Origin of the sequence: Marivita geojedonensis (assembly GCF_002115805.1) — a bacterium.
Lineage (GTDB): Bacteria > Pseudomonadota > Alphaproteobacteria > Rhodobacterales > Rhodobacteraceae > Marivita > Marivita geojedonensis.
Genome location: NZ_JFKC01000004.1, coordinates 54,797 through 81,626 on the forward strand (window position 1 = coordinate 54,797; position 26,830 = coordinate 81,626).

Consider the following 26,830-nt stretch of genomic DNA (forward strand, 5'->3'; position numbering starts at 1 on the left):
GCTCCTCCTATTCCGCTGCCAGCTTGGCCGCGCGTTTCTTCGCGGCATGGGCCATGAGCCCTTCGCGTACCCAAGCGCCGTCGTCCCACGCCTTGTTGCGCGCGGCGAGGCGTTCGGTGTTGCAGGGGCCGTTGCCTTGGATCACGTCGAAGAATTCGGACCAATCCGGTTCGGCAAAATCGTAGCCGCCTTTGTCTTCGTTCCAGCGCAGGGTTTCATCCGGCACGGTCAGGCCAAGGAACTCGGCCTGCGGCACGGTCTGATCGACGAACTTCTGACGCAGGTCGTCATTGGTGTTCATCTTGATCTTCCACTTCATCGACTGCGCGGAATGCACAGAGTCCTTGTCGGACGGGCCGAACATCATCAGCGACGGGTACCAGAAGCGGTTGAGCGCATCCTGCGCCATCTTCTTTTGCACGGGTGTGCCTTGGGCCATCTTCATCATGATGCTGTAGCCCTGCCGCTGATGGAACGACTCTTCCTTGCAGATGCGGATCATCGCGCGGGAATACGGGCCATAGGAGGTCCGCTGGAGCGGCACCTGGTTCATGATCGCCGCGCCATCGACAAGCCAACCCACCGCGCCCATGTCGGCCCAGGTGAGCGTCGGGTAATTGAAGATCGACGAGTATTTCATCCGGCCATCGAGCAGCATCTCGGTCAGTTCGTCCCGGCTGACCCCCAGCGTCTCAGCCGCGCAGTAGAGGTAGAGGCCATGGCCAGCCTCATCCTGCACCTTGGCAAGGAGGATCGCCTTGCGTTCGAGCGTCGGCGCACGCGTGATCCAGTTGCCCTCCGGCAATTGGCCGACGATTTCGGAATGGGCATGCTGGCCGATCTGGCGGATCAGCGTCTTGCGATAGCCTTCCGGCATCCAGTCCTTGGGTTCGATCTTTTCTCCGGCATCGATACGGGCCTGAAAAGCGGCCAGTTTTTCCGGATCCTCCGCTGTCGCTTCGGACTGAACCATCTGCGCGTACATGATGCCAACCTTCGTTGAATGGAATGCGGTGACGTGGGTGCCCGCGGGCATTTGGCGCGGAAATTATCTCAGTTGGGCGAGTCGGGCAAGAATTTCGTTACAAAAAATGCATCGACCACTCATCATGGTAACATGTTTGTGGATCGTGCCAGAAACTGAGGTCATCGTCAGGCAGAGACAACGGCTTCGATGTCGTTTTGCATCTGATCGACTGCCGCATGCAGCCTCGTAATGAAGGCCCGGCTTGCCATTGATTGGGTCGCGTAGCCGGGAGTCAGGATGGAAACTCCATTCGAAATCCGGGGTGTGAAACGCCGGATGGATAACCGGGCGTTTTCAGGGGCCTGAAGCAGGTGGCTGTAGGCGGTGATCATGTCGCAGACCATCACGCAGGCCCCTGCGGCCACGAATTGCAGTCCTGGAAGGAACGTGCGCAGTTCCAGACGTTTGTGGAATGTGCAGCCTGCGTCCTGAAACGCGGCCTCTGTCTGCACCGCCGTGCGGTGTTCGTCAAAGAGCACTGCCATTGGACGACCGTCCAGATCCTGCGGTGTAACCACCCTTGCCTTGGCCAAAGGATCGTCCGGAGGCAGGATGCAGACGCACTCCAGATCGTAGTCCGTCTGGCGGATCGAGGCACGGGGTTCAGGTGTCTCTGAAAACCCGACGTCGAACTGCTGTGAGGCAATGAGGTCTTCGATCACGTCCGAAGACCGCATGATCAGGGACACTTCCAGATCGTCCTTACCATCGAGGAAACCTGTCAGCAGTCGGGGCAGAAAAACACTTGATGCTGCCGGGTGACACGCGACCTTGAGCTTGCCGGATTGAAGGCTGCTGATGCGTTCGAGGGTGCGCTCCGTGCGGTCGACGCGCTCGAGGATGTCTTCACACTCCTCAAGAAAGAAATGCGCCTCGGGGGTGGGGGTCAGCTTGCCCTGTTTCCGGACGAAGAGGGCGAAACCAAGCTGGTCTTCCAGGGTCTGCACCATGGTCGAGACAGCGGGTTGGGTCCGGCCCACGGTTCGTGCGGCCTGACTGATCGAGCCTGAACGCATCACTTCTCGGAAGGTCGACAATTGGCGCAGGGAAAGGTGCATTTGCATATAAATCCAATTAATGGAGTCAGAGATATTATGAAATTGATTTTATGCTCTTTGTCCAGTGTGATTGTCCCAACGCCCACGGAACAATCGGTGGGGTGGGGGACAGATGGACAATTTTGCGAAATATCTGCTGACAGCGCTGATCTGCATCGTGGCGCTGGGCCAGTTCGTTCAGGTCATCACGCGCTATGTGTTGCAGGTGCCCGTCATGGGGTTGGAAGAGACAATGCTCTATCCGACGCTTTGGCTCTACATTCTGGGCTCGGTTAACGCCTCTCGCGAGAACACCCATATCCGGGCCAATGTTCTGGAGATCTTTATCAAGACCGACCGGGGCCACACGATCCTTGCCATCATCGGTGAAGTGATCAGCCTGATCGTCGGCCTTTGGCTCCTGTCCTGGGCATGGGATTACACGCGGTACGCGTGGCGTGTCTGGCGGGAAAGCCCGACGCTCTACATCCCGACCTTCTATTCCGACATCGCATTGGTGACCGGGTTGGGACTGATGATGGTCTACACCGCGTGGCACCTGTGGCGTCACATTCGCAGCCTGCGCACAGGAGACCCGGCATGATCGAGATCGCGCTTATTGCCATCGCCGTTCTGGTGATCACGCTGACCCTTGGGGTGCCTTTGCCCTACTGTTTCGGTGCGGCGCTGATGATCATGTATTTCATCGGTGACGTGACGATGAAGGGCATGATGCTCTGGGGGTTCCAGCAGCTTGGAAACCCGGTGCTGCTGGCCATTCCACTGTTCGTATTGGCCGGAACGATCATGTCCGAAAGCGGTATCGCGGCCTCTCTGCTGCGCTTCGTCAATGCCTTCATCGGCCATGTGCGTGGTGGGTTGGGTGTGGTTGCCGCAGTCTCGTGCGCGGTGATCGGGGCGATTTCCGGCTCGGGCCTGACCGGCATCGCGGCTATCGGACCTCTGCTGATCCCCGAGATGGAAAAGCGTGGTTATCCCCGTGAATACGCCACCGCGCTGATCGCGAACTCGTCTATTCTCGGCCTGCTGATCCCGCCCTCGGTGACGATGATCGTTTATGGCTGGGTTACGGATACATCGATCCTCGCCTGTTTCCTTGCGACGCTTGGGCCGGGGCTGCTGATCATGGTGGCGTTCTCGGTGATCAACCTCGTGATGGCGCGGAAATTCAATCTGCACCTTGATGACAAGCCGACCTTTTCGGAACTGAGCGGAGAGGTGGCGCGCCGTGGCTTCCATGCCTTCCCGGCGCTGCTGATGCCGGTGATCATCCTGGGCGGCATCTATGGGGGCGTGATGACCCCGACCGAGGCGGCGGCTGTTGCGGTGATCTATGCGGTTCCGGTTGGCTTCCTGATCTACAAGGGCCTCAAGTGGGAGAACTTCCTGTCGGCCGGGCGCGAAGCTGCTACCGCCGTTGGCGCGATCATGATGATGATCCTGTTCTCCATGATCCTGAGCCAGATGTTCGTCTACGAAAGCATTCCGCAGCAATTGGTGCAGGGCATCTTCTCGATCACCGAGAACAAGGTCCTGCTGCTGATCCTCATCAACATCCTGCTGTTTCTGGTGGGCATGGTGGTGAACGACGTGACCGCGATCATCCTGATTGCGCCGCTGCTTCTGCCGCTGATGCAGGCGATCGGGGTCAGCCCGGTGCAGTTCGCCGCAATCATGGGTGTGAACACCGCGATGGGCGGGGTCACGCCGCCCTATGCGTCGATCCTCTATCTGGGCGCGCGCATCGGCAAGGTGAAGGTCACCAAGGTGATCCCGCCGGCCATGAAACTCATCCTGTTCGGCTATGTGCCGGTGGTCTTCCTGACCTCGCTCTGGCCCGACCTGTCGCTCTTTCTGCCGCGCTTCTTCGGCTACGACGTCGCGCCCTGACTTTCCTGAACTCTGCAATCCAATCTGGAGGAACTCACAATGAAACATGCAATGCTGACCACTGCCGCCGCCGCGCTGATGGTTCTGGGCTCTTACGCCGAGGCCCAAGACCTCAAGATGAGCCATGTCCGCCCGCAGGACGCCACCATTGACGTGGAGCTGCGCGCCTTCTCGAAAGCAGTGGCAGACGCCACCGGCGGTGACGTGAACGTGGAAATCTTCCCGGCGTCGGCGCTGGGCGACTACACCACCGTGCAGGAACGCATCAGCGTGGGGGCCATCGACATGGCGACCCAGCCTGCCGCGACGGCAGCGGACCGCCGGATGCAGATTTCGTCCTTCCCGTATCTTGCCGGGAACTGGGATCAGGCCCGCGCAGTCTATGGTCCGGGCGGCGTTGTCCGCGAGGTGATGGCAGGGCTGTATTCCGAGCAGGACATCACCATGCTCGCCGCCTATCCGGTCTATTTCGGGGGTATTTCGCTGAACGTGGAAAACCCGAATGCCGGCTCGGTCGAACCGAACGGGATCAAGGTGCGCGTGCCGGGGATCAAGAGCTTCCAGCTGACCGGTGAAGCACTGGGCTATATCCCGTCGCCGATCCCGTTCTCCGAAGCTTTCACTGCCGTTCAGACCGGTGTTGTGGACGGCGTGATCGGGTCGGGCGCAGAAGGCTACTACGCCTCGTTCCGCGATGTGACCAAGACCTACATCCCTGCCAATACCCACTTTGAAGTCTGGTACATGATCATTTCGAACGAAAGCCTTGCGAGCCTTTCGGACGAAGATCAGGCCGCCCTCAAAGAGCAGGCGGCGGCCTTTGAGGCAACTCGTTGGGAAGTGGCGGAAGCCGACCAGGCGCGCAACGAGCAGCGTCTTGTTGATGAGCTGGGCGCGACCGTGGTTGCGCTGAGCGATGACGAACTGGCGGCGATGGCTGCAAAGACCCGTGCCGATGTCTGGCCCGCGGTTCTTGAAGATGTGGGTGCTGACTGGGGTCAGTCCATTCTCGACAAGGTTGCCGCAGCGGGCAACTGAGTCAATTATGGGCGGGGCGGCTTTGCCGTTCCCGCCCGACATACTCATCACTTGGGACGAACACATGGAAACCGACTATGCCATCATCGGAGGCGGGGTTGTTGGCCTTTCGGTCGCGTGGGGATTGCTCCGGCGCGGTCGCAAGGTCACCGTAATCGATGGCGACGACGGATCCTTTCGGGCGAGCCGCGGGAATTTCGGGTTGGTCTGGGTTCAGTCCAAGGGCATGAACCAACCACGCTATGCCAGTTGGTCGCAGGAGTCCGCCGCAATCTGGGCGGAGTTCGCCAGTGAACTGCGAGACAACACAGGCAAGACTGTCCCGCTGGAACAGAAGGGCGGCTACGACTTTCATTTCTCGGAGGAAAGCCTCGACAGGACAGTCGCGCAGTACGAAGTCCTGAAAGAGAAGCTCGGTGGGAACTATCCCTACGAGGTTTTGGGGCACAATGCGCTTCGCAAGGAAGAACCGCATATCGGCCCAAAGGTTGTCGGCGCGATTCTGCATCACCAAGACGGACACGCGAATCCGCTGAAACTGTTGATGGCCCTTGCCGCAGACGTGCGCCGCCTTGGCGGACGGGTTCTGAACGGCAAGACGGTCACCCAGGTGGACAAGAACGATGCGTTCCGTTTGGCTTGTTCGGACGGCACCTTGATTTCGTCTGAGAAACTGATCCTGTCGGCCGGGCTTGGGGCTGCCAAGCTGGGGCCGATGTTGGGGTTCAAAGCGCCGATCCGTCCGCAGCGCGGGCAGGTGCTGATTACGGAAAAGCTGCCCAAGATGATCAACCGGCCGTCGCTCATTGCGCGACAGGTCGACGAGGGTGGGATCCAGATCGGAGCGACCAATGAGGAGGTCGGCTTCAACGATCACGTGACCCAGCCGGGTCTCTCGGGTCTGGCTGCCGATGCAATCGCGACCTATCCGGCACTGGCTCGGGCGCAACTGGTGCGCAGTTGGGGTGCGCTGCGGGTGCTGTCTCCGGATGGCCTGCCGATTTACCAGGAAAGCTCGGACATGCCCGGCGCCTTTCTTGTTACCTGTCACAGTGGCATCACCCTTGCCGCCGCCCACGCACGCCTTCTGCCGGATTGGCTGGAAGGCACGGAGGCAGCCCCGAATCTGGAGGTCTTCAGTGAAGCCCGTTTCACCGTTTCTTGAGATGGACGAGACACCGCGCGTCGAGGTGGTTTTCGACGGGGCGCGGCTGAGCCTGCCCGACGGAGCCAACCTCGCTGCGGCGTTGCTGGCAGCGGGAGTGGATGTTTTTCGGAACACGCCGGTTTCCGGTGCGCCGCGCGCGCCCTTCTGCATGATGGGGGCCTGCTTCGATTGCCTTGTCGAGATTGACGGGGTGGTGCGACAGGCCTGCATGGTCGATGTGTCCGACGGTCTGGTTGTCGGCAAACCCCATCGGGCGGAGGCACAGCATGCAGACCTATGATCTCGCCATTATCGGGGCCGGTCCGGCTGGTATGGCCGCCGCAGCCGAGGCTGCCGCTGCTGGCCTGAGTGTGGCACTGTTGGATGAGCAATCACGCGCTGGCGGGCAGATCTACCGCGATGTCGACCGTGTTACCAAGGATCGTACCGATATTCTCGGCGCGGATTACACCTATGGAAAGACGCTGACAGCCGGGCTGGCGCACGAGTTGGTGACACACATCGCCGGGGCCGTGGTCTGGGCGATAGAGGACGGTTTCCGTATTTCGTTCACAAAGGATGGCAAAGGCGCACAGCTGTCTGCCGAAAGGGTTCTCTTGGCGACAGGTGCGCTGGAACGCCCGATGCCGGTTCCCGGCTGGACCCTGCCGGGGGTCATGACGGCAGGCGCTGGGCAGATCCTGCTGAAACAGTCCGGCGTTCTGGCGCGAAAGGGAGTTCTCGTTGGAGCCGGTCCGCTTCTCTACCTGATTGCTGCACAGATGGTGAGGGCCGGTACGCCACCGGCCGCCTTGGTCGAAACTCAGACGAAGGCGAACATGGCCGTGGCCATGCGCCATCTGGGTGGCGCGCTGCGAGGCTGGCGATATCTGCTCAAGGGGCTGTCGATGCTGGCCGAGATCCGGCGCGCCGGTGTGCCTCGGTATGTCGGGGCATCCGAGATCAGTATCGACGGGCAGTCCAAGGCGGAAGCAGTGTGTTTCACCCAAGGTGGGACACGCCACCGGATCGATTGCGACACCGTCTTCATTCATCACGGGGTCGTACCCAATACCCAGGCCGCGCGCTCACTTGGCGTGACGCATCGCTGGAGCGACATGCAGGCCTGTTTCGTGCCGGTCCTTGACGCCTGGGGGCAAAGCAATCTGGACCGTGTCTTTGTCGCAGGCGATGGCGGCGGAATTGGAGGTGCCAAAGCCGCAGAACATGCCGGTCGTCTGTCTGCGCTCCGGATTGCAGAGATCGCCGGGCGGCTGACCGAAGGAGAACGGGATCGAAAAGCTGCACCCTTCAGAGCCGCGCTTGCAAAGGAACGTGCTGCGCGGCCGTTCCTCGATAGCGCCTATCCGCCCTATGCAGAGGCGCTGTCACCGTCAGACGCAACTATTGTCTGTCGGTGTGAGGAAGTCACCGCCGGCGATATCCGGGGTTACGCGAAACTGGGTTGCCTTGGTCCGAACCAGACCAAGGCGTTTGGTCGAGCCGGAATGGGCCCCTGTCAGGGCCGCTACTGCGGTCTGACGGTGACTGCGCTGCTGGCAGAAGCCAACGCGCAGTCCCCTGATGCGACGGGCTATTATCGCATCAGGCCGCCGCTGAAGCCGGTCACGCTTGGAGAGCTTGCCGCGATGGAGACATCAGAGGCGACTGCCGCCGAATAGGCCGGGGGCAGGCCGACCGTCTTCACGTTTGCGAGGATTTCAGACGCGGCTGTGTCACGCCGCGGTCTTGACGTGCACACACGCCTTGCTGGTTGGTCCAGACTGCCGGACATGCACGTGTCATGTTAAAGAGGAATGTGGTGGCGTGGGGGGGACTCGAACCCCCGACCTAACGATTATGAGTCGTTCGCTCTAACCAACTGAGCTACCGCGCCAGACCGCCGCGTGAGTACGGGCGACGCCGCGTGGCGTCAAGGGCTAATCTTGCGTTTTTGGCGGTTCTCGGTCCGGTTTGCACGTGCAGTGTCACAACGCTTGCCCGAGGTCGCGGACGCATCGGCGCGTCCGCGAATTTCAGTCGGTTGAAAATCAGCCGATTGCGATTATTTGACGATTTTTTCGTCCTTGACGAACATGTTTGCCCACGCCCGGTCGATCAGTTCCGGTGTCATCTTGTAGGGCCAGCCTTCGAAGTCACAGACCGCGATCATCTGGTCGATCAGGAAGACCGGCTGATAGTTCGCGTACACGTTCTTGATCGTCGGATACTTGGTTTTCAGAAGATGAATCAGCGACTTTTCACACAGCTGCATCTTCTTCTTTTTCGCCACCATCGAGAAGATCTTGAGGAAGTTCTGCTGATCCGGCCCGTCGATCTTGATCTTGAAGAAGATCCGGCGCAGGGCGGCCTGGTCGAAGATTTCGTTCGGGTGGAAGTTGGTCGAGAAGATCACCAGAGTGTCGAACGGCACTTCGAATTTTTCGCCCGACTGAAGCGCAAGGATATCGCGCGATTCCTCGAGAGGGACAATCCAGCGGTTGACCAGTTTCTGCGGTGGTTCGGCCTGGCGGCCAAGGTCGTCCACGATGAAGATGCCGCCGGTGGACTTCAGCTGAAGCGGCGCCTGATAGGTGCGGGCGGTCGGGTTGTAGACCAGATCGAGCATGTCGAGTGACAGTTCACCGCCCGTGATCACCGTTGGCCGTGCGCAGAGCACGTAACGCGTGTCGAACCGGTTGGTCAGACGCAGCCCGCTCGAGGCTGCCGCGCTTTCTGCCGCGCTGTGGACGATCGGGTCGTAAACCGTGATCACCTGACCAGCATATTCGATCGCATGCGGGATGTAGATCTTGTCTCCCATGGCGTCGCGGATACCGTTCGAGATCGATGATTTGCCGTTCCCCGGAGGCCCGTACATCAGGATCGACCGGCCCGCGCCGACGGCGGGGCCGAGGTTATCCAGAAGGTCAGGCGGAAGGATCAGGTGGCCCATCGCATCTGTCAGCTGCTGGCGCGAGATGTGAATGTTGCGGATCGATTGGCGTTTGACCTGTTCGGCATAGATCAGAAGAGGTACGGGCATCGCCCCGTAGTATTCGGACTGCGCCAACGCATCCAACGAACGGGCCTTGCCGGAATCCGTCAACTGGTACCCCATTTCCGAGCCGTTATTGGCGTTCAGTGTACCTGTCGCCTCAAGCAGAAGTTGTCCGCGCGCATAATCGATCAGTTCCTGCGCAATCGGTACGGGCAGGCAGATCGCCTTCGAGATCGCCGTTGCCGTCGAAACGTTCTTGCGGAACATGGTCTTGATCATGATGTCCCGCATCATGACCGGCTGAAGCGCCATATCTTCCATGCGCTTGGGCGGAGGAGGCGCCATGACGGCGCTGCTTTGCATGTTCATCGATAGCCCCGGATCGGTATTGCCTGACTCACTTTGGCGTACCGTCGCAGGCTAATGTGGCAACAGAAGGGCCAGCACTTGACCGCGTGTTGGCAGTTTACCGACCGAACCAAATCCCCAGCGCGAGGTATATCGCCAGGGTACCACCGAGGGCGAGACCCATCGGAAACTTGGCATTGGTCCAGCTTGCCCAATGCGGCGCGATTTTCCTGAGCCCGGTGTATTTGCCGATCCTGTGCGCGACAAAGGCCGCCAGCAGGTTTGCGGCGAAAAGGGCCACAAGGAAACGGACATCTCCGACATGGATGAAGGGAGCGGCGGCGGCGGCGAATTTGGCGTCGCCCGCCCCCATGACACCGCCGGCGTTCAGGGCAATCCCTGCCACAAGAACCACGATCAGGTGGATGTAGCGCCACAGATAGACGTCAAACGGCAATGCCACCAAGCCAACAACCGCGAACACGAGAAACAAAAGAACAACCATCTGGTTCGGAATGCGCATGTCGCGCATGTCCGAAAAAGTCACATAGATGCAGATGGGAAGCACAAATGGCAGGAAAACCAGTGCCGAGAACGCCGAGATATCCATGAGGACACTCAGTTCACGACATTGGATTCAAGGGCCTTGAGGCTCCGTGCTGCGGCTTCGAAATGCTGCGGATGGGTGTCGATCGCTTCGCGCATCAGCCCCTGGCCGGTCACGACGTCTCCGCGTTTGACGGCGGCAAGGCCCATCGAATGAAGCAGTTCCGCGCGTTCGATCTGGGTCATCGGGACAACGGGAAGAACATAGTTTCCCTGTGCGCCACGGGCGAGAACGAGGTTGTTCTTGGCCGTGAACAGCGAGTTGTCGTTCTGGATGGCCTGTGTGAACAGGCGCTCCGCACCGGCATAGTCGCCACGGGTCAACTTGGAGAACCCCCAGTTGTTCATGACCGAAGCCGGCGTTGTCGTCAGTCCGACCGCAGTTTCATAGAAACTGTCCGCCTTGTCCCATTCCTTGTTGCTGTCAGCGATCATCGCTTCGAGCCGGTAGCGTTTGTAGGTTTCATGGGTCGGCGCAATGGCGTCGAGCACGGTTTCGGCGCGGTCCCATTCGTTGTTGCGGATCAGCGCATCGGCAAGTTCGACACGGTCGCTGTTGGTGGCTTCCTCGTGGTCGACCACGCGTGCCCAGGCAGCAACACCTTCGGTGTGCCGCTTGGCCCGGATCAGCGAAATCGCCAAGCCACGCAGCAGGTCAACCCGCTCTGGTTCGGCTTTGCTGGCGCGCTGGAAATAGGCGACGGCTTCATTGGGATCAGAGACCGTCAGCATCACTTCGTTCAGATTGGTCCCGTCGATGACGTTGACCCCCTGAAATTCGCGATCCACAGCTTCGGTATCAATGCCTTTTTCGCACGCGGAAAGTGCGAAAGCCCCTGCAATACACAGGGTCACGATAAAGGGATGGCGCATTTTTTGCGTCCTTTACTGCTCTGCCTCTTTACTGCGCTGGGCGGATCAGAAAGTCACTGCTGCCGCGCCGCACAAGTTTGTATTCTTGTTCTATGTCGGCACCATACTGCGAATTTTCCAATTTTGCGAGTGCCAAGCGAAGATTATCGCGAATTGCAACACTTTCGCCATTGTCGAGCGCGAAGGCTCTGCGAAACACCTGTGCGGCCTCGGCGGTTTCGCCTCTCTCGATCAGGACGACACCCAGATTGTTCCACGCCTCGGGGCTGTCGGGATCGTCCTTCGTGGCGCGGCGCAACAGGTCTTCGGCCTGGTTGAGCCGGCCCAGGGCCAGATTGACCGACCCAAGGGCGCTGACGACTTCGGGCGTCAAACCCTGCTCTGCAGCCGCAAGACGGAAAGAGCTGAGCGCAAGTTCATACTCGCCCGCCGCCATAAGGCGGTGGCCCACGGTCAGTTGATCAACTGCGGCCCCCCTTGGATCGACACTTGGTGCAAAAACGGTGTCGCCAGATGCGGAAAAACCGCCCGGTCCACAGGCGGCCAATCCGAGTATCAGAATTCCGGGCCAGAACCGGCCTAGACTCATTGCCCCATCGTTCCTCCGATCTCACCGAGCTGCTGAATGCCGACGACCGAAGGACCCACAAGAATGATCAACAGCGGCGGCACCGTCAGCATCATTGTGGTCAATGTCATTTTGGTTGGCAACTTGTTTGCCTTTTCTTCGGCGCGCATCACGCGTTTGTCACGCATTTCAGCCGCATAGACGCGCAGCGCGTCCGAGATCGGGGTACCGAAACTCTGGCTCTGGTTGAGAACGGTCACAAAGGACATCACATCCTGAACACCGCAGCGTTCGCCCATGTCGTTGAGAACGGCGGACTTGTCCTTACCGGCTTTCATCTCGTAGCTGACGAGTTCGAATTCATCGGCAAGGCTGGGGTAGGAGGCCCGCAGTTCCTTGCTGACGCGTACGATGGCCTGATCCATCGACTGACCTGCTTCGACACAGACAAGCATCATGTCGAGGCTGTCAGGGAAACCGCTTTCGATTTCTTCCTGCCGCGTCTGCACGCGTTTGGTGATCCAGTATTTCGGGAACAGATAGCCCGCAGCGCCCGGTCCGAGCGTATAGAGCACGGTTTGCTGTGTTGTTGCCTGAGAGGGATCCATGATCAGCATGAAATACGCGACGCCAATGATGAGGCCGCCAATCCCGAGCGCAAACTGGGCGAAATAGTAAAGCTGAACTGCGTCTTTCGTCCGATAGCCGGCCTGAAGAAGTTTCATCCGGACGTCGGACAATTCCTTCGCGTCCTGCGGCTCAAGGAACTGAGCGTATTTGTTCAGCTTCTCATTCTTCTTCTTGTCGCGAAGCACCGCGCGGGTTTCTTCGTCCAGCGATTTCCGACCGGAATTCGCATCAAGGCGATCCATCGGATTGGACCGGGACACGAAGAACATCGGGATCGCGAGGATCAGGAGAAGAACGCCGAGACCGGCGATGAGGATCATCGGACCGGCAGGGCCAAGCAGATCGACGGCGAATTGGTTGAAAGCTTGCATGGTCCGGTCCTCAGACTTTGATGTTCACGAGCGCACGCATCACGAAGAGGTTCGCTGTCAGGAATGCAGCGACCACGAAGCACGCGGGGATGAACCACGGGTGGTCGAGAACTTCGTCGTAGTAATGCGGGTCGGTGATCTGAATGACGATCAGAGCGCCGACAGGGAAACCCGACAGGAATTTGCCGGACCACTGGGCCTCGGCGGTGATCGCCTTGACCCTGCGGAACAGGCGGAAGCGGGCCCGGATAACCTTGGCCAGACCTTCGAGGATCTCGGCAAGGTTACCACCCGACTGCTGCTGGATGGACACGGCGACCGCGAGAAAGCGCAAGTCCTGCATATCGAGGCGTTCGGCCATGGCCTTGAGCGCTTCGCCGATGTCGCGGCCATAGCTGGCTTCATCTGCGATGATGCCGAACTCGGTCGCCAGCGGGTCCTTGATTTCCTTCGACACGATCGAGATCGCAGACGAAAACGGGTGACCCACCCGCAGCGAGCGCACCATCAGTTCAACGGCGTCAGGCAGTTGTTCCTCGATCATGCCAACACGCTTGTTGGCCTTACTGTTGACCCAGAAGAAAACGCCGCCGACACCCATGGCCAGACCCATGACGATCCGTACTGGAAGCTGCGCTTCGGTTCCGATTGTCAGGCCGACAAACGCCACGAAACTGACAGCGATCATCACCATGATCAGCTGTTTCGGTGTAAAGGCGATGGCCGCTTTTTGTGCCCGGTCTGCGAGGATCGAGTAAAGCGGCAACCCGCGGGACGACATGTGCTGATCCATCTCCTTGCGGAGCTTGGCCAGCACTTCATCCCGCTTGGTGCCCTTGTCGAGCATCTCGAGCCGGCGGTTTACCCGCTTGTTCAGGCTGATGGATTTGCCGAACGCGACAAGATACACGCCTTCAACAAGCACCAAGACAGCCACGAAGATGAGGCCGTAGACAATCGGTTCTGCGCTGAGTGTCATAATCAGTAGTTTCCGTTGAAGGGTTCATAGATCGACGGCGGCAGGTCATAGCCCCACATCTTGAAGCGCTCGGAATAGTTCGAACGCACGCCGGTCGCGGTGAAGTGGCCGATAATCTTGTTCTCCGGAGTCAGACCGACGCGCTGGAAGCGGAAGATTTCCTGCATGGAAATCACTTCGCCCTCCATCCCGGTGATCTCGGTGATCGAGGTCATGCGGCGCGAGCCGTCCTGAAGACGCGAGGCCTGCACGATCAGGTTCACAGCCGAAGAGATCTGAGACCGCATCGCCTTGAGCGGCATTTCGATCCCGGCCATGGCGATCATGTTTTCCAGACGGCTTACGCCGTCTCGGGCGCTGTTGGCGTGGATTGTGGTCATCGAGCCGTCGTGGCCTGTGTTCATGGCCTGCAACATGTCGATCACTTCCTCGCCGCGCGTTTCGCCGACGATGATACGGTCGGGGCGCATACGCAGCGCGTTCTTGAGACAGTCGCGCGGGGTCACGGCACCTTTGCCTTCGACGTTTGGTGGACGGCTTTCCATCCGGCCCACATGGGTCTGCTGGAGCTGAAGTTCCGCCGTATCCTCGATTGTCAGGATGCGTTCGCTGTCATCGATGAAGGACGATAGCGCGTTGAGCGTGGTCGTCTTACCGGAACCTGTACCGCCCGACACGATCACGTTCAGACGCGTCGCAACCGCCGCCTGCAAATAGACGGCCATTTCCTCGGTAAAGGCGCCGAAATTCACCAGATCGTCGATGCTCAGCTTGTCGGTCTTGAACTTACGGATGGAGACCAGCGATCCGTCAACCGCAATCGGCGGAACCATCGCGTTGAAACGCGACCCGTCCTGCAAGCGGGCGTCCACATAGGGGTTCGATTCATCGACACGGCGGCCCACGGCGGACACGATCTTGTCGATGATCCGCATCAGGTGCTTTTCGTCTTTGAAGGTCACGTCGCTGAGCTGCAGCTTACCGCCGCGTTCAACGAAGATCTGATGCGGGCCGTTGACCAGAATATCGCTGACGGTTTCGTCTTTCAGCAGCGTTTCAAGGGGACCAAGCCCCTTGACCTCATCGTAGAGTTCCTGGTTCAGAGACAACCGCTCTTCGCGGTTCAGAACCATGCCTTTTTCCTGAAGGCTCTCCGTGGTGATTGCGCTGATTTCTTCCTTCAGCTCGGATTCCGTCGCCTGATCCAGAGCCGCGAGGTTGAGGTTGTCCAGAAGTGCGCGGTGCAGCTCGAGCTTGATCTCGCTCAGGCGCTCTTTGCGCTTCTTGTCTCGATCGGCGGATTCAGCAACGGCCGCCTTCTTGGGCAGAACTTTCCGCATCACCTTTGACGGTGAGGGCGTATTCGCCGCCTCTGCCTTGGGGGCTGGGGCGGCGTTCGCGGCAACGGCGGCTGCAGACGGCTTTTTGTAGCGCGAAAACATATCCTGACTCCTTAGGCAGCTTCTGCGTCGGAGCGACCGACTTCATAGAGCGACTGGGCGAGCTTCGCGATTTCCTTGCGCAGCGGGTTTTTGGGTTGCTGCAGGGCAAGCGGTTGACCGTGATCACCCGATTCCGCAACTGCCCTGCCGCCGTCCGGCATGTGCAGATCGACCGAGATATCGAGGCTTTCCTGCATCCGCTTGAGGCGGCTCTTGCCCTGAAGGTCGGTGAATTTCGGGGCCCGGTTCAGAACAAAGCGGATCTTGTCGAACGGCAGATCTTCAGACTGCAGCGCGCGCTTGAGCCGGAAGGTGTTCTGCGCCGAGCGCATGTCGAGTTCGATGATCCCGAAATAGACCTGCGCTGCGTACAGCACAGTTTCCGACCATTGTACGAGGCTCGGCGGCATGTCGACCACGACAAAGTCGAAATGCTGTGCGGCGGTGTCCAAAAGGGTCTGAATTTCGGTTTGTCCGACAATGTCGAGCGGTGGAAGATCGGCGGGCGAGGTGAACACCTGCAGCCGGTCTTCGAAGGTCACAAGCGCCTGCCCGAAGCTGTCCTCGTCCATGGATTCAATATCCGTCAGCAGCTCGAGCACTGCTTCACGGCGTGGCACATCCAGATAGGTCGAGACCGCCCCGAATTGCAGGCCGAGGTCGATGATGCAGACACGCGGCGGCTTGTCCTTGGTCACCGTGGCCAGTTCCCAGGCGAGATTGGTCGCAAATGTGCTGGCGCCGCAGCCGCCGGCCATTCCCTGAACGGCAATGATCACGCCGTCCCCGTCGTTTGACAGTTTGACACCGTTTTCGTCAGTACGGGTGCTGACCTGGGGTGCAGGCACGCTGCGCATGCGTTCGACTGCAGCCGCCAATTCGCCTTCGGGCAAGGGGTAGGGGACAAACTCATCCGCGCCCTGGCGCAGAAGATGATGCAACGCTGAGGGCGTCACATCATGTGCGATCAGAACGACCTTGATCTTGCGTGCCTTGGCCGCTGCGATGATCGAGGACAGGTGATCGACATTGGCCTCGTCGTCTTCGTCAATGGCCAGTGCGACAAATTCCAAATGCTCTCCATCCTCCTGCGAGAAGAAATGCGTGGCTTCGTCAAAGCCAAGATCGCCCCACGCCTCTCCAAGGATGGCTTCCATGTCTTCGATCAGAAGGTCGAATTCCTGAACATCCCGGCTGATTGTGCACGCGACAAGCGGTGCGGGTTCCGGGGTGCTTGGAAGGATACTCGTCATTTGCCTCGTTTCCTCTAACTTCATGACGCCTGTGCGCGACTGTCTGAGCGCACCCCAGGCGTCGATCCCGACTCGTCGGGAAAGACTGCTACAGTCCGAAGTTCGGTGGAAAACTTGGCAACATTGGGGCCGAATTACCGAAATTGTACGGTATTTCAGGCCGATGGCATGGCCCCTTTCGGGGCCATCGCCTTATTGTTCTGTCTGGAAATCAGAGCCTTGGATGCCCGCAAGGCCAGTCGCGGGAACCGCGCTGTTGATGTATTCGCGGTAGATGATCTCGGCGTATTTGCCTTCGAGCACCATCGGATGCGAACCGACAAAGCCCGACACCTCGGTCACCGTCCGGCGGTTGCGCCGTTCGCGGCCTTCGGTCACGATCAGCGGCTGGGTTTCGCCGAAGGACACAACGGCCTCAAGGCGCGACTTGCTGATCCCCTGCGAGGCCAGGAAGTTCACCACTGCGTGGGCACGGCTCAGGCCAAGCCGTTTGTTGTAGGCTTCGCTGCCAACCTTGTCCGTGTGACCGTAGACGCGGAAGCGCACTTCGGGGAACTGACGGATCCAGTTCGCCTGTTCACGCAGTGTATCGCGAGCCCCCTGGTCAAGAACTGCGCTGTTGAAGGCGAAGTTGACCGTGGTCATCACGTCGCTGGCGAACCGCTGTGACAGATCATAGGTGTAGCGCTTTTCGCCATTCATGATCTGCACGTTGTTCATGGTGGCGTTGCCGAAATTACCGGTGTCCACCAAGGAGCCTGCTTCGCGGTTGAACGCGCTGTAGACCGGATCGCTGCTGGCGCAGGCGGCCAGAAGGGCGAGGCCGGTCAGGGCTGCGGGAATGCGGAGGTTTTTCTGAACTGCCATCGCCTCAATCCATCACATAGCCATAGGAACCGCTGAAGTCCTGTTTGGCCACTTCGCCCGCCGCACCGCGCAGATTACGCGAATCGCTGGCGACGCGTCCGAAGAGGAACAGGTCTTTTTCGGTGGGAGGACGGACCCGGTCGGTCGGCAGGGCAAGCGCCTCGCCGCGAGTCGGGGTCACAAGATGCGGTGTGATGATGATCACGAGCTCGGATTGTTCGCGGCGGTATTCGGCGCTGCGGAACAGGGCGCCCAGAACCGGAATATCGCCCAGCCACGGGATCTGATCGTTCAGGTCGCGGAAGTCGTCCTGAAGGAGGCCCGCAATCGCAAAGCTTTCGCCATCACGCAGTTCGACAGTTGTCGATGTCTCGCGGCGACGGAAACCGTCGATCCGGATTGCGCCGATATCGACCCCGCTGTCCGGGTCAAGCGACGACACGGCTGCTTCAAGCTCGAGGTTGATCACGTCCTTGTCGAGAACGCGCGGAATGAAGTTGAGTTCGACACCGAACGGTTTGAACTCCACCGCGATGGTGCCGTTGTCCTGAGAGACCGGAACCGGATACTCGCCGCCGGCCAGGAATTTTGCTTCCTGACCCGAGAGCGATGTCAGGTTCGGTTCGGCCAGAGTGCGAACAACACCTTTTGATTCAAGGGCTTCGAGGAGGATGCCAACTTCAAGCCCGCCAGCATTGAAGCCGAAGAGGATGGCGTTCTGCGCATCTGCCGAAGAGGCGAGCTTGTCGGCCACACTGTCCACCGCAGCGCGCGGGGCGGCGTTTCCGGTGCCCAGTTCGAGGCCCAGGTCGCCATCAAGCACGGTGCCACCTGTCGCCAGAGACGACCGCAGCGATTTTGCAACCGAGCGCTGCATCTCTGCAAACCGAACCTTGAGCATCACCTGCTGAACACCGCCAACCGTCATGAGGTTGGACACGCGCTCGGGCGCGTAGCGGGCGGCAAGGTCGAGGGCCCGCTGCATCCGAATGGTGCTCGACACGGTTCCTGACAGCACGATCCCGTCATTGGCGGACCGCACTTCGATTTTCTCGTCCGGAAGAATCTGACGCAGGCGTTCCTTGAACTCGGTCAGATCCGGAGCGACCTTCACATCGACATTGGTGATCAGCTGCCCATTGGCATCCAGAATGGTCAATGTCGTCGTGCCGGGGGTTTTGCCCAGCACGTAAATGGTGCGATCCGACAGCGACGAGATGTCGGCAATCGAAGGGTTCGCGATGCTCAACTCTGCGAATGGGACTTCGCTCTCAACCACCACCGCACGGTTCATGGGGACGTTGAGAGAGGATTCGGTGTTCGTTCGGATGACGCGCAGCGTTTCAGCGTAGACCGCGTGCGCCATCGGAGTAATAGCAAGAACCGCACCCAGCAGGGCGGCCTTGAGTGGACTGCTCATATACATGTGACCTGCCTTTCCGATCACGCCTCTGAAGTGGGTCTTTTCGCCCGATATTGCGACCAACGTGCGCCAAGTCGCGTTTTAATTCAAGAATCAATGATTTCAGTGCTTCGCTTCATGTGGATAAGGCGCAACATTCCGTTGCGCCTTTCCGAGAGTCAGTTCTGCAAGTCTCACCACATCGGGTGTAGGACACGTCAGTTGGTACAAGGGATGGGCGTTTCGATGATTTCGCCGGCCTTGCGGGTCCGGATGGTACAAACCTGAATGGATTGCGCTTTTGCCTCCGGTTCGCGCTCACGAAGCCCGAGAAGTGACCGCTGGTCGACCTCGATCACCTCAGCGACGGTATCGTCGTTGCGGCCCATCAGAGACAGGGACAGGCGGCCGGTGGACTGAGCCTGCGCCAGTGATGCGACCTGCTGCGGGGTCGCCGCAACGGTCACTGTCCGCGCGATGGTTGCGTCGGTGGTTTCGGTTTCCGATGTCTGGTCAATCGCGATCAGTTTGATGCCGGTTTCGATCAGCTTGGTCACATCACCGTTCGGAAGATCGGGACCATTGCCGCGGACGCGTCCGGTCCAGTAGACGTCCACACGGTCGCTTGGGCGCAGGAAGCCCGAAACACCGGTAGCCACATCGACCTTGATGGCAAAGGCGCGCTGACCGCGTTCGAGACGCGAGGTCAGTCCGGCATCCGCGCCGGGCTCACTCACCTTGATTTCCATGAACGCTTCGTTCTTTTCGATCTGGCGCAGGGCCACGCGGACCGGAGCACCTTCAGCGTTCAGCGGGTTTTCCGCATCGAAAAAGGTGTCAGGCAGGGTCTGCTTCGGCCACGGCATCAGGGCCATGTCCTCGGGCATGATCTGCTCACCATAGTCGATGGCACGCGTTGCGACGTAAATTTCTTGAACCGGAACGCTCTCGATTGCTTTGCTGCGTTCCTGTTCCAGCGCGCTCTGGTAAGCGCCGATATAGTTCTGGGCCATGTAGACTGCGAACCCGGCCAAAGCCAGACCAGCCAACAGGACAAGTCCAAAAACGATGCGCATTTTGCCTCCTTACATGCTCGGATTCATGCGGCCGAACGGCGCTGAACATGATTCAAGCTTTGGGAGTATCGGAACAATATGTCTCCGCTTTGGGGACATTGTGGCGAAATTTGGAAGATGGTTTCGCAACACTCACGCGTCTTCAGAGAGGCGTGATTGCGCAATGAGGCTGGCGGCAGCGCGGTGAAGGACTCGCGAGTCAGCACCGGAAATGCAAAAGGGGGCGCGTGATGCGCCCCCTCAGGAATAAATCCTCGAGTGAGAGGATTAGTCGCCTGCGCCGCCGCCCAGGTAGTCCTGTGCACCGAGAACCGAGTTGCCGGTTGCGGTCAGAACGGTCTGGGTGTTGCCCTGGATCGCGCCGTAGGCTGCGATTGCCAGACCCACAACAGCTGCGGTCAGAACGACCCAGTCAACTGTCACGGCACCGTTTTCGTCTTTGCGGAAATTCTTGATGAACTTGATCATGTTAGTCTCCATAGTCCTAGTTTGCTCACGTTGGCCAAGCTCAGGACCATAATGCGAGCGCTCTCTCATTCGCTCTATCCCGTCTTGGATGATCTCTTATACTCCCCGCATTGGGGCAGCATTTGGGCGGCATTGGTCCGATTTTGGAGAATGCGAAAAAATCGATGTGTTTTGCGTTAAGATCTTGATTCTTAATGAGATAAAAATGAGTATCCCGTTAATTTTTTTCTTTGGACGTTGAATCTCTGGTGATTTGGCAACGCTGAAGACGCGGATTCAGAAACGAAATGGTTTTGGACGGTGAATTGTGCAAAGCTGGGAAAAAATCGGGCATCGAGCAGGAGCCTGGACATGATCAGACTGGCACTCGTGGCGGCTTCCGCCATGTTTTTCTGTGCAACCGCCGTTCCGGCGGACCCACCGCCGTTTCCGGAATTCTCGGCAAAACGGGTGAAGCCCCCAAGCACAGGCACCAAGAAACGGATCACGGTTCAGATCGCACCCCAGGCCCCGTCCGTCGTGGCGGCACCTCAGGCCCCTACGGCCCAATCCCGGGCGTCTGGTGGCGACACATTCGCCTGGTTCTGGAACGATGTATCCCCGTCGCTCGAGGCCAAGGGACCGGGGCGGCTTGAACCGGCGCTGGTGCGCCTTTCGAATCCGCCCTCAGGGCAAGGTGTCCCGTCACCGCGCCTTCAGGACATGCAGAATATCGCGGAACGCTTTGGGCGGGATATTCTTCTACACACGGTCGGCACCCGCGTTTCACCGGCGCTTGCCCTGGCCGTCATCGCTGTGGAATCATCTGGCCGGTCCGATGCGCTCAGTTCGGCTGGTGCGCAGGGGTTGATGCAGTTGATGCCCGCAACCGCAGAACGCTTTGGCGTAGAGGACAGGCTGTCTCCTGCACAGAACATCAAGGGCGGTGTCGCTTTCCTCGACTTCCTGATGAAGACCTTCGACAACGACGTGATTCTCGTACTTGCGGGATACAACGCTGGCGAAAACGCGGTTCTCAACAACAAGGGCGTTCCGGACTACGCTGAGACCCGCGCGTATGTGCCCAAGGTGCTCCAGGCTTTCCAGACTGCAAAAGGCCTGTGCCTGACACCGCCGCAACTGGTCACGGATGGCTGCGTGTTCCGCGTGGCGTCACGGTAGAACCGCGCCGGGATTCATGATTCCCTTAGGGTCCAACGCATCCTTGATGGCGCGCATCGCAGCAAGCTTCACCGGATCGCCATAGCGTTCGAGATCGGCCTTCTTGGCCCGACCGACGCCATGTTCCGCGCTGAAGGTTCCTCCCAGTTCGGCGGAGATGTCATGGACCAGCCGCTTGATCGCTTTGGTTTCGTCGAGGAATTCATCGCGTGACCGCCCCTCGGGCGGGAAGACGTTGAAATGCAGATTGCCGTCTCCCACATGGCCGAAGCAATTTATACGGAAATCCCCAACCTGCGCGATTGCCTGCCGGACGCGGGCGATGAAGCTGGGCAGTTCACCAAGAGGTACAGACACATCGTGGCTCGACACCGCGCCGATACGCCTGTTCGCCTCGGGGATCTGCTCGCGGACGGCCCAGAATTCATCACGCTGCGCCTCTGACTGGGCGATCACGGCATCCGTCACGATGCCCTCGGCCTCGGCATCCACAAACAGAGTCTCAAGCGCCTCCTGCGGGTCCAGTCCCCGGGGCAGGCCGATATCCATCAGGATCATCCATTCAGGATGGTGGGACCCAAACGGTCTGCGCACATCGGGAAGCTTTTCGGCAAGAAAGTCGAGCCCGGTTCGGTGCATCAATTCGAACGCGCTGATGCTTTCACCCAGTCGCGACTTGGCCAGGGAAAGAAGCTCAAGCGCGGCTTCGGCATCGCGGATCACAAAGACGGCCGTACCAAGGCTCGCCGGACGGGGGAACAGTTTGAGCGAGGCACCGGTGATCACACCAAGCGTGCCCTCGGATCCGATCAGCAGATTGCGCAGGTCGTAACCGGTGTTGTCCTTGCGCAGACGTTTCAGCCCGTTCCAGACGCGTCCATCGGGCAGCACGGCTTCAAGCCCCAGGCAGAGATCACGCGTATTGCCATATCGCAGCACGTTCACACCGCCTGCATTGGTGCCCAGAAGCCCGCCAATCCGCGCGGAGCCTTCTGACGCCAGCGACAGGGGAAACAGCCGATCCACCTCTGCGGCGGCGGCCTGAATGTTGGCAAGGATCACACCCGCATCGGCGATCAGAACGTTTTCCTGCGGATAGACCGCGCGGATTCGGGTCATGCGCTCCAGTGACAGGATCAGCGGTGTCTCGGGTTCACCCTCGGGCGCGATCTGGCCGCCAACCAGCCCGGTCCCGCCGCCATAGGGCACAATGCCAACACCAGCCTCGTTGCAGGCTTTGACCAGGTCCGACACTTCTTCGGTGCTGCGGGGTCTGGCGACAAAACCACGGGCACCCTGCCAACGCCCCCGGGGTTCTTCGAGATAGGATTGTTCGGCACGGGCGAACATGTCGGCAGGAAAGCCTGAGGACAGACGTTCAACAAAACTGCTGTCCGCTGAATCGCGTGGCATGAAGGTGTGTCTCCGAATGCGTTAATCCGTTGCGTCGCGAAGCCATTCCGGACGCAGGACAACCACCGTAGGACGGGACGGCAGATCGCGCAATGACAGTTCGAGATATGACGCATCCCGGCGGTCGATCACGAAGCTGTCCTGAACCTCTTCGATGAATGCCTCCAGCGCGAAACCCGAAAACCAGTGCATCGGGATCACCACGCTTGACCGAAGCCTGTCGACGATCCGCACCATCATTTCGCGCGGAAGCGTATAGCCGCCATCGACCGGCACCATGACGACGTCCAGTCTTCCGATGGCTGCGTATTGCTGCTCGTTCGGCTCGTGGTGGAGGTGGCCCAGATGGCCGATGCACAGCCCTTCGACTTCAAAGATGAAAATCGAATTGCCGTTCTCCTCGACGCCACTGAATTGCGAGCGGATGTCGGTCGACACATTTCGGACGAGCATTTCGCCCAGATCAAGATGGTGGTCGATTCCCTCGCCAAACGGTCCCCAGCCGGGAAGGACATGCGGGATCGCCGGGTCGGGATTCGCGGTCCAATGGGTCTCATGCGCGTGGTTCATGGTCACGACATCGGGGATCAGAGCGGTATTGCCGAGAAACCCGGTGAAATCCGTGGCCACGTTCAGACCACCAGGGGTCTGCAGCAGGAAAGTGGCGTGCGCCAGATAGTTTATGCGGACGCTGAATTCTGGAACCGGGTTCGTCCAGGACGCTTTCTGGATGTACGCTGCGCCGGGCGTGGCATCCGCAATGGCAAGGCAATGGCTTGGGCGGCGGCTTTCCTGTGCAACCGCGGCGTTGCCCATGATCGCGATGGCCAGTGCCATCCAGAGTGATTTGAAACGCATTCAGCACCTCCTGCTCCGAAGATAGCGCAGGCACTGGTTCGGTCTAGGAAAACTGCAATGAACGACGACAGCCGCTTTTACGCTAAGTTGCCACGTCCTTTCGGAAGGTTTTGGCCCTAGCCGACATCGGTGCGCCCGCGCCGGTCCAGACGCAATGCTGCATAGAGAACATGCGTGCGCCAGCGCCCGTCGATCTGAAGGTAGCTTTGCGCCACACCTTCATATTTGAAGCCTGCTTTTTCCAGCAGGCCTCGGGACGCTTTGTTTTCAGGCAGGCACGCCGCTTCGATCCGGCTCAGGTCCAATCGGTCGAATGCGTAATGCACGACGGCATCAATCGCTTCGCGCATATATCCCTGCCGCGCAAACGGTTCGCCGATCCAATAACCCAGCGTCCCCGCCTGTGCCGGCCCGCGACGGATGTTGTCGAGCGTGATAGCTCCCAGAAGCATGTCATCGCTTCGCCGCAACAGAAACAGCGGCACGGCCGACCCGTTGCCGATGGCACGATTTGCCCAATACACGCGGTTTGTAAAAGCACGGCGGGTCAGGTGGTCGTCTGCCCAGCTGGGTTCCCATTTGGCAAGAAACGCTTCGCTGTCGCGGCGAAGCGCGCTCCATGGATTGAAATCGCTGTGCATAGGAGGGCGCAAGACCATGCGTTCGGTATCGAGCCGAAGCTTGCGCCGCAGACTGAGCATCAGGCCACGCGTCGCAGCTGCAGAGCAGGGAGGTCGGGCGCCGCAGCCACCGGGCCATAGAGCGCCATGGCGGCCGGAGCCTGTCCGACAAGCTGCTCGGCGAACGCGCGCACATCCCCCGTCGTGACGCTGTCGATCCGCGACACCGTTTCCTCAAGCGGGGGAACGTGTCCCCAGATTTGGGTCATGCGGGCAAGGCGCTCTGTCCGCGAGGATGGGCTTTCCAATCCCATAAGCAGCCCGGCTTTCATCTGCGCCCGCGCACGGGCCACCTCTTCGGGTGTCATGTCTTCTGCGGCGCGCTTCATCTCGTCGATCGTGAGGTTCGTGAGATCAAAGATTTCTTCACCGCTGGTGCCGGCATAAATCGTGGTCATGCCGGTGTCGGAATATGCGCCTGTCTGGGCAAAGATCGTGTAGCACAGTCCGCGCTTTTCCCGGATTTGCTGAAACAGGCGGCTCGACATTCCGCCGCCAAGGGCAACGGAATACACCTGCGCGGCATAGAAACTCGGATCGCGGTAGCCGGGAGATTCAAACGCTAACGCAATATGCGCCTGCTCGAGGTCTTTGACATGGCGGCTCTCCCCGCCATGGAACGTCGCGGCATCTGCCATCCGCGCAGGCCGCGAAGCCATGTCTCCGAACAACTGCTCAGCCTGTGAAACAATCGCGTCGTGATCAACTGCTCCGGCTGCCGACAGAATCATTTGATCCGGTCCATAATGCTCCGAAACAAATGTGACGAGATCGTCTTTTGAAAAGGCCGACACGCGGCCCGACTCGCCCAGGATGGTGCGTCCCAGTGCCTGATCGGGATAGGCGCGTTCCTGCAACCAGTCGAAGATGATGTCGTCCGGTGTATCGGCGGCCTGTCCGATCTCCTGCAGGATCACATGGCGCTCGACCTCGATCTCTTTCGGGTCGAAGACGGGATTGCGCAGAATATCCGCCACCACGTCAAGCGCGAGGCTCACATCGTTGCGCAGAACGCGGGCGTAATAGGCGGTCACCTCGCGCGAGGTATAGGCATTGATATAGCCGCCCACGTCCTCGATGGCCTCCGCGATCTGCAGCGCGCTGCGGGTCTCCGTCCCCTTGAACGCCATGTGCTCAAGGAAATGCGCGATGCCGTTCTGCTCGGGGCGCTCGTGGCGGCCACCGGCCGTGACCCATATCCCGATGGCGGCACTTTCCAGACCGGGCATGTGCTCGGTCACGATGCGGAAGCCGTTGGGGAGTGTTGCAGTCTGGACGGTCAAGAGGCGATCCGATCTTTGATGAGGGCTTCAAGCTGGTCGAGGTCGTTTGCCACGCGGGTGACGCGTTCGGCGCGGTCGAAGAGGTCTGCCATGCGTTCGGGCAGGGGCGGGCGCACACCGCTGGCCTGTTCTACGGCGTCGGGGAACTTGGCGGGATGTGCGGTGGCCAGTGTGATCATCGGCGTAGCCGGGTCGCGCTGGTCTTCGGCCACCTTCACGCCAATGGCCGAGTGCGGGCAAAGCAACTCGCCCATGTGCCGATGGGCATGGGTGATCATGCTTAGCGTTTCATCCTCGGACACGCGGCCACTGTCATAGTGATCGCGCAGCACCTCCATCGCGCCCTGGCTGACGTGGAAACCGCCTGCCTTGAGCTCGTCCATCAACTGCGACACCGCGTTGCCGTCGCGGTTGTAGGCGTCAAACAGCGCGCGTTCGAAATTCGAGGACACCTGAATGTCCATCGACGGGCTGATCGACGGGGTCACGCTGTCGGTGACATAGCCTCCTGTCGTCAGGCAGCGGTGCAGGATGTCGTTCTGGTTCGTCGCCACCACCAGACGGTCAATCGGCAGGCCCATCCGTTTGGCGATGTAGCCCGCGAAGATGTCGCCGAAATTGCCGGTCGGGACGGTAAAGCTGACGGTACGGTCCGGTGCGCCCAAGGACACGGCGGACGAGAAGTAATAGACCACCTGCGCCAGCACGCGGCCCCAGTTGATCGAGTTCACGCCGGCAAGTTTCACCGCGTCGCGGAATTCGAAATGGTTGAACATGTCCTTCAGACGCGCCTGACAGTCGTCGAACGTCCCATCCAGCGCCAGGGCGTGGACGTTCGATTCCACAGGCGTTGTCATCTGGCGGCGCTGCACCTCGGAAACCCGGCCATGCGGGTAGAGAATGAACACGTCCACCGCATCCAACCCCCGGAACGCCTCGATCGCGGCAGAGCCGGTGTCGCCCGAAGTCGCGCCCACGATGGTCACACGCTTGCCGCTGCGGCTCAGCGCCTCCTGGAACATCTGGCCGATCAGCTGCATCGCAAAATCCTTGAACGCGAGCGTCGGGCCATGGAACAGCTCCAGCAGGAAATGGCCATTGCCCAACTGCACCAGAGGCGCGCGGGCATCGTGGCCGAACCCGGCATAGGCCTTGGCGATCAGGTCGGCGAACACTTCGTCGGTGAAGGCATCGCCAACGAAGGGCCGCATCACGCGGAACGCGATCTCTTCATAGGACAGGCCGTGCATGGCGCGGATGTCACCGGCGCTGAGCGTCGGGATGGTTTCGGGAACATAAAGACCGCCGTCGCGGGCAAGGCCCGACAGCATCGTGTCTTCAAATCCAAGCGCCGGGGCTTTTCCGCGGGTCGAGATATACTGCATCGGGCC

The 26,830-nt window shown here is 59.8% G+C and carries 26 protein-coding genes and 1 tRNA gene; 7 read left to right on the plus strand and 20 right to left on the minus strand.

Annotation, left to right across the window (positions count from 1 at the left end; all coding sequences use genetic code 11):
* Positions 1–7 precede the first annotated feature (7 nt).
* Together paaA and MGEO_RS06855 are read right to left on the minus strand one after the other, a co-directional pair.
* Positions 8–985 (minus strand): 1,2-phenylacetyl-CoA epoxidase subunit PaaA, encoded by a 978-nt coding sequence (gene paaA / locus MGEO_RS06850; RefSeq protein ID WP_085636130.1) that lies wholly within the window; start codon positions 983–985, stop codon positions 8–10.
* 167 nt (positions 986–1,152) lie between these two features.
* The gene (locus MGEO_RS06855; protein WP_233139733.1) at positions 1,153–2,091 is read right to left on the minus strand and encodes a LysR family transcriptional regulator; all 939 of its coding nucleotides are present in this window, start codon (positions 2,089–2,091) and stop codon (positions 1,153–1,155) included.
* Between the two features lie 106 nt (positions 2,092–2,197).
* Between MGEO_RS06855 and MGEO_RS06860 the strand changes: the two genes are divergently transcribed.
* The 6 genes from MGEO_RS06860 to MGEO_RS06885 all read left to right on the plus strand — a co-directional run bounded on the left by MGEO_RS06860 (position 2,198) and on the right by MGEO_RS06885 (position 7,842).
* Positions 2,198–2,668 carry a TRAP transporter small permease gene (locus tag MGEO_RS06860; RefSeq protein WP_085635987.1) on the plus strand — a complete coding sequence of 157 codons (471 nt, stop codon included), beginning with the start codon at positions 2,198–2,200 and terminating at the stop codon, positions 2,666–2,668.
* Positions 2,665–3,975 carry a TRAP transporter large permease gene (locus MGEO_RS06865; RefSeq protein WP_085635988.1) on the plus strand — a complete coding sequence of 437 codons (1,311 nt, stop codon included), beginning with the start codon at positions 2,665–2,667 and terminating at the stop codon, positions 3,973–3,975. The genes MGEO_RS06860 and MGEO_RS06865 overlap by 4 nt, the downstream gene beginning before the upstream one ends.
* A gap of 39 nt (positions 3,976–4,014) precedes the next feature.
* Entirely contained in the window at positions 4,015–5,013 is a 999-nt protein-coding gene (gene dctP / locus MGEO_RS06870) for a TRAP transporter substrate-binding protein DctP (protein WP_085635989.1), read from the plus strand.
* A 64-nt stretch (positions 5,014–5,077) separates the two neighbouring features.
* Positions 5,078–6,178, plus strand: a complete 1,101-nt coding sequence (locus tag MGEO_RS06875; protein WP_085636132.1) for an NAD(P)/FAD-dependent oxidoreductase — start codon at positions 5,078–5,080, stop codon at positions 6,176–6,178.
* Positions 6,153–6,461 (plus strand): (2Fe-2S)-binding protein, encoded by a 309-nt coding sequence (locus tag MGEO_RS06880; RefSeq protein WP_198948090.1) that lies wholly within the window; start codon positions 6,153–6,155, stop codon positions 6,459–6,461. Before MGEO_RS06875 ends, MGEO_RS06880 begins: the two co-directional genes overlap by 26 nt.
* Positions 6,448–7,842, plus strand: a complete 1,395-nt coding sequence (locus MGEO_RS06885; RefSeq protein ID WP_085635991.1) for an FAD/NAD(P)-dependent oxidoreductase — start codon at positions 6,448–6,450, stop codon at positions 7,840–7,842. The genes MGEO_RS06880 and MGEO_RS06885 overlap by 14 nt, the downstream gene beginning before the upstream one ends.
* Positions 7,843–7,980: 138 nt before the next feature.
* On the opposite strand, the gene MGEO_RS06890 is transcribed toward MGEO_RS06885, so the two are convergent.
* The 13 genes from MGEO_RS06890 to MGEO_RS06950 all read right to left on the minus strand — a co-directional run bounded on the left by MGEO_RS06890 (position 7,981) and on the right by MGEO_RS06950 (position 20,044).
* Positions 7,981–8,057, minus strand: a tRNA-Met gene (locus MGEO_RS06890).
* 168 nt (positions 8,058–8,225) lie between these two features.
* On the minus strand, positions 8,226–9,530 hold the full coding sequence (locus tag MGEO_RS06895; protein ID WP_085635992.1) for an ATPase: 1,305 nt from the start codon (positions 9,528–9,530) through the stop codon (positions 8,226–8,228).
* A 97-nt stretch (positions 9,531–9,627) separates the two neighbouring features.
* Positions 9,628–10,119, minus strand: a complete 492-nt coding sequence (locus tag MGEO_RS06900; RefSeq protein WP_085635993.1) for a prepilin peptidase — start codon at positions 10,117–10,119, stop codon at positions 9,628–9,630.
* Positions 10,120–10,127: 8 nt separating this feature from the next.
* Positions 10,128–10,988 (minus strand): tetratricopeptide repeat protein, encoded by an 861-nt coding sequence (locus tag MGEO_RS06905; RefSeq protein ID WP_085635994.1) that lies wholly within the window; start codon positions 10,986–10,988, stop codon positions 10,128–10,130.
* 28 nt (positions 10,989–11,016) lie between these two features.
* Positions 11,017–11,577, minus strand: a complete 561-nt coding sequence (locus MGEO_RS06910) for a tetratricopeptide repeat protein (protein WP_085635995.1) — start codon at positions 11,575–11,577, stop codon at positions 11,017–11,019.
* A complete protein-coding gene (locus MGEO_RS06915) occupies positions 11,574–12,557 on the minus strand; it encodes a type II secretion system F family protein (RefSeq protein ID WP_085635996.1) in 984 nt (327 codons plus the stop codon). The genes MGEO_RS06910 and MGEO_RS06915 overlap by 4 nt, the downstream gene beginning before the upstream one ends.
* Positions 12,558–12,567: 10 nt before the next feature.
* Positions 12,568–13,536 carry a type II secretion system F family protein gene (locus MGEO_RS06920; protein ID WP_085635997.1) on the minus strand — a complete coding sequence of 323 codons (969 nt, stop codon included), beginning with the start codon at positions 13,534–13,536 and terminating at the stop codon, positions 12,568–12,570.
* Positions 13,537–13,538: 2 nt separating this feature from the next.
* Positions 13,539–14,978 (minus strand): CpaF family protein, encoded by a 1,440-nt coding sequence (locus MGEO_RS06925; RefSeq protein ID WP_085635998.1) that lies wholly within the window; start codon positions 14,976–14,978, stop codon positions 13,539–13,541.
* Between the two features lie 11 nt (positions 14,979–14,989).
* A complete protein-coding gene (locus MGEO_RS06930) occupies positions 14,990–16,231 on the minus strand; it encodes an AAA family ATPase (protein WP_085635999.1) in 1,242 nt (413 codons plus the stop codon).
* Positions 16,232–16,423: 192 nt separating this feature from the next.
* Positions 16,424–17,098: an OmpA family protein gene (locus MGEO_RS06935; RefSeq protein ID WP_085636000.1), complete on the minus strand. Its 675-nt coding sequence runs from the start codon at positions 17,096–17,098 to the stop codon at positions 16,424–16,426.
* A gap of 4 nt (positions 17,099–17,102) precedes the next feature.
* The gene (locus MGEO_RS06940; protein ID WP_085636001.1) at positions 17,103–18,524 is read right to left on the minus strand and encodes a type II and III secretion system protein family protein; all 1,422 of its coding nucleotides are present in this window, start codon (positions 18,522–18,524) and stop codon (positions 17,103–17,105) included.
* A 194-nt stretch (positions 18,525–18,718) separates the two neighbouring features.
* Entirely contained in the window at positions 18,719–19,576 is an 858-nt protein-coding gene (gene cpaB, locus MGEO_RS06945) for a Flp pilus assembly protein CpaB (RefSeq protein WP_085636002.1), read from the minus strand.
* Between the two features lie 267 nt (positions 19,577–19,843).
* On the minus strand, positions 19,844–20,044 hold the full coding sequence (locus MGEO_RS06950) for a Flp family type IVb pilin (protein ID WP_085636003.1): 201 nt from the start codon (positions 20,042–20,044) through the stop codon (positions 19,844–19,846).
* Between the two features lie 351 nt (positions 20,045–20,395).
* On the opposite strand from MGEO_RS06950, the gene MGEO_RS06955 reads away from it, so the two are divergent.
* The gene (locus MGEO_RS06955; RefSeq protein ID WP_085636004.1) at positions 20,396–21,205 is read left to right on the plus strand and encodes a lytic transglycosylase domain-containing protein; all 810 of its coding nucleotides are present in this window, start codon (positions 20,396–20,398) and stop codon (positions 21,203–21,205) included.
* Here MGEO_RS06955 and MGEO_RS06960 read toward each other — a convergent pair.
* The 5 genes from MGEO_RS06960 to thrC form a co-directional block, all read right to left on the minus strand.
* Positions 21,197–22,618, minus strand: a complete 1,422-nt coding sequence (locus tag MGEO_RS06960; protein WP_085636005.1) for an FAD-binding oxidoreductase — start codon at positions 22,616–22,618, stop codon at positions 21,197–21,199. The genes MGEO_RS06955 and MGEO_RS06960 overlap by 9 nt on opposite strands.
* Positions 22,619–22,639: 21 nt before the next feature.
* Positions 22,640–23,476, minus strand: a complete 837-nt coding sequence (locus MGEO_RS06965) for an MBL fold metallo-hydrolase (protein ID WP_085636006.1) — start codon at positions 23,474–23,476, stop codon at positions 22,640–22,642.
* Positions 23,477–23,592: 116 nt separating this feature from the next.
* The gene (locus tag MGEO_RS06970; protein ID WP_085636007.1) at positions 23,593–24,177 is read right to left on the minus strand and encodes a GNAT family N-acetyltransferase; all 585 of its coding nucleotides are present in this window, start codon (positions 24,175–24,177) and stop codon (positions 23,593–23,595) included.
* On the minus strand, positions 24,177–25,439 hold the full coding sequence (locus tag MGEO_RS06975; RefSeq protein ID WP_085636008.1) for a M16 family metallopeptidase: 1,263 nt from the start codon (positions 25,437–25,439) through the stop codon (positions 24,177–24,179). Before MGEO_RS06975 ends, MGEO_RS06970 begins: the two co-directional genes overlap by 1 nt.
* Positions 25,436–26,824, minus strand: coding sequence for a threonine synthase (gene thrC / locus MGEO_RS06980; RefSeq protein WP_085636009.1), 1,389 nt, complete (start codon positions 26,822–26,824; stop codon positions 25,436–25,438). Before thrC ends, MGEO_RS06975 begins: the two co-directional genes overlap by 4 nt.
* Positions 26,825–26,830 lie beyond the last annotated feature (6 nt).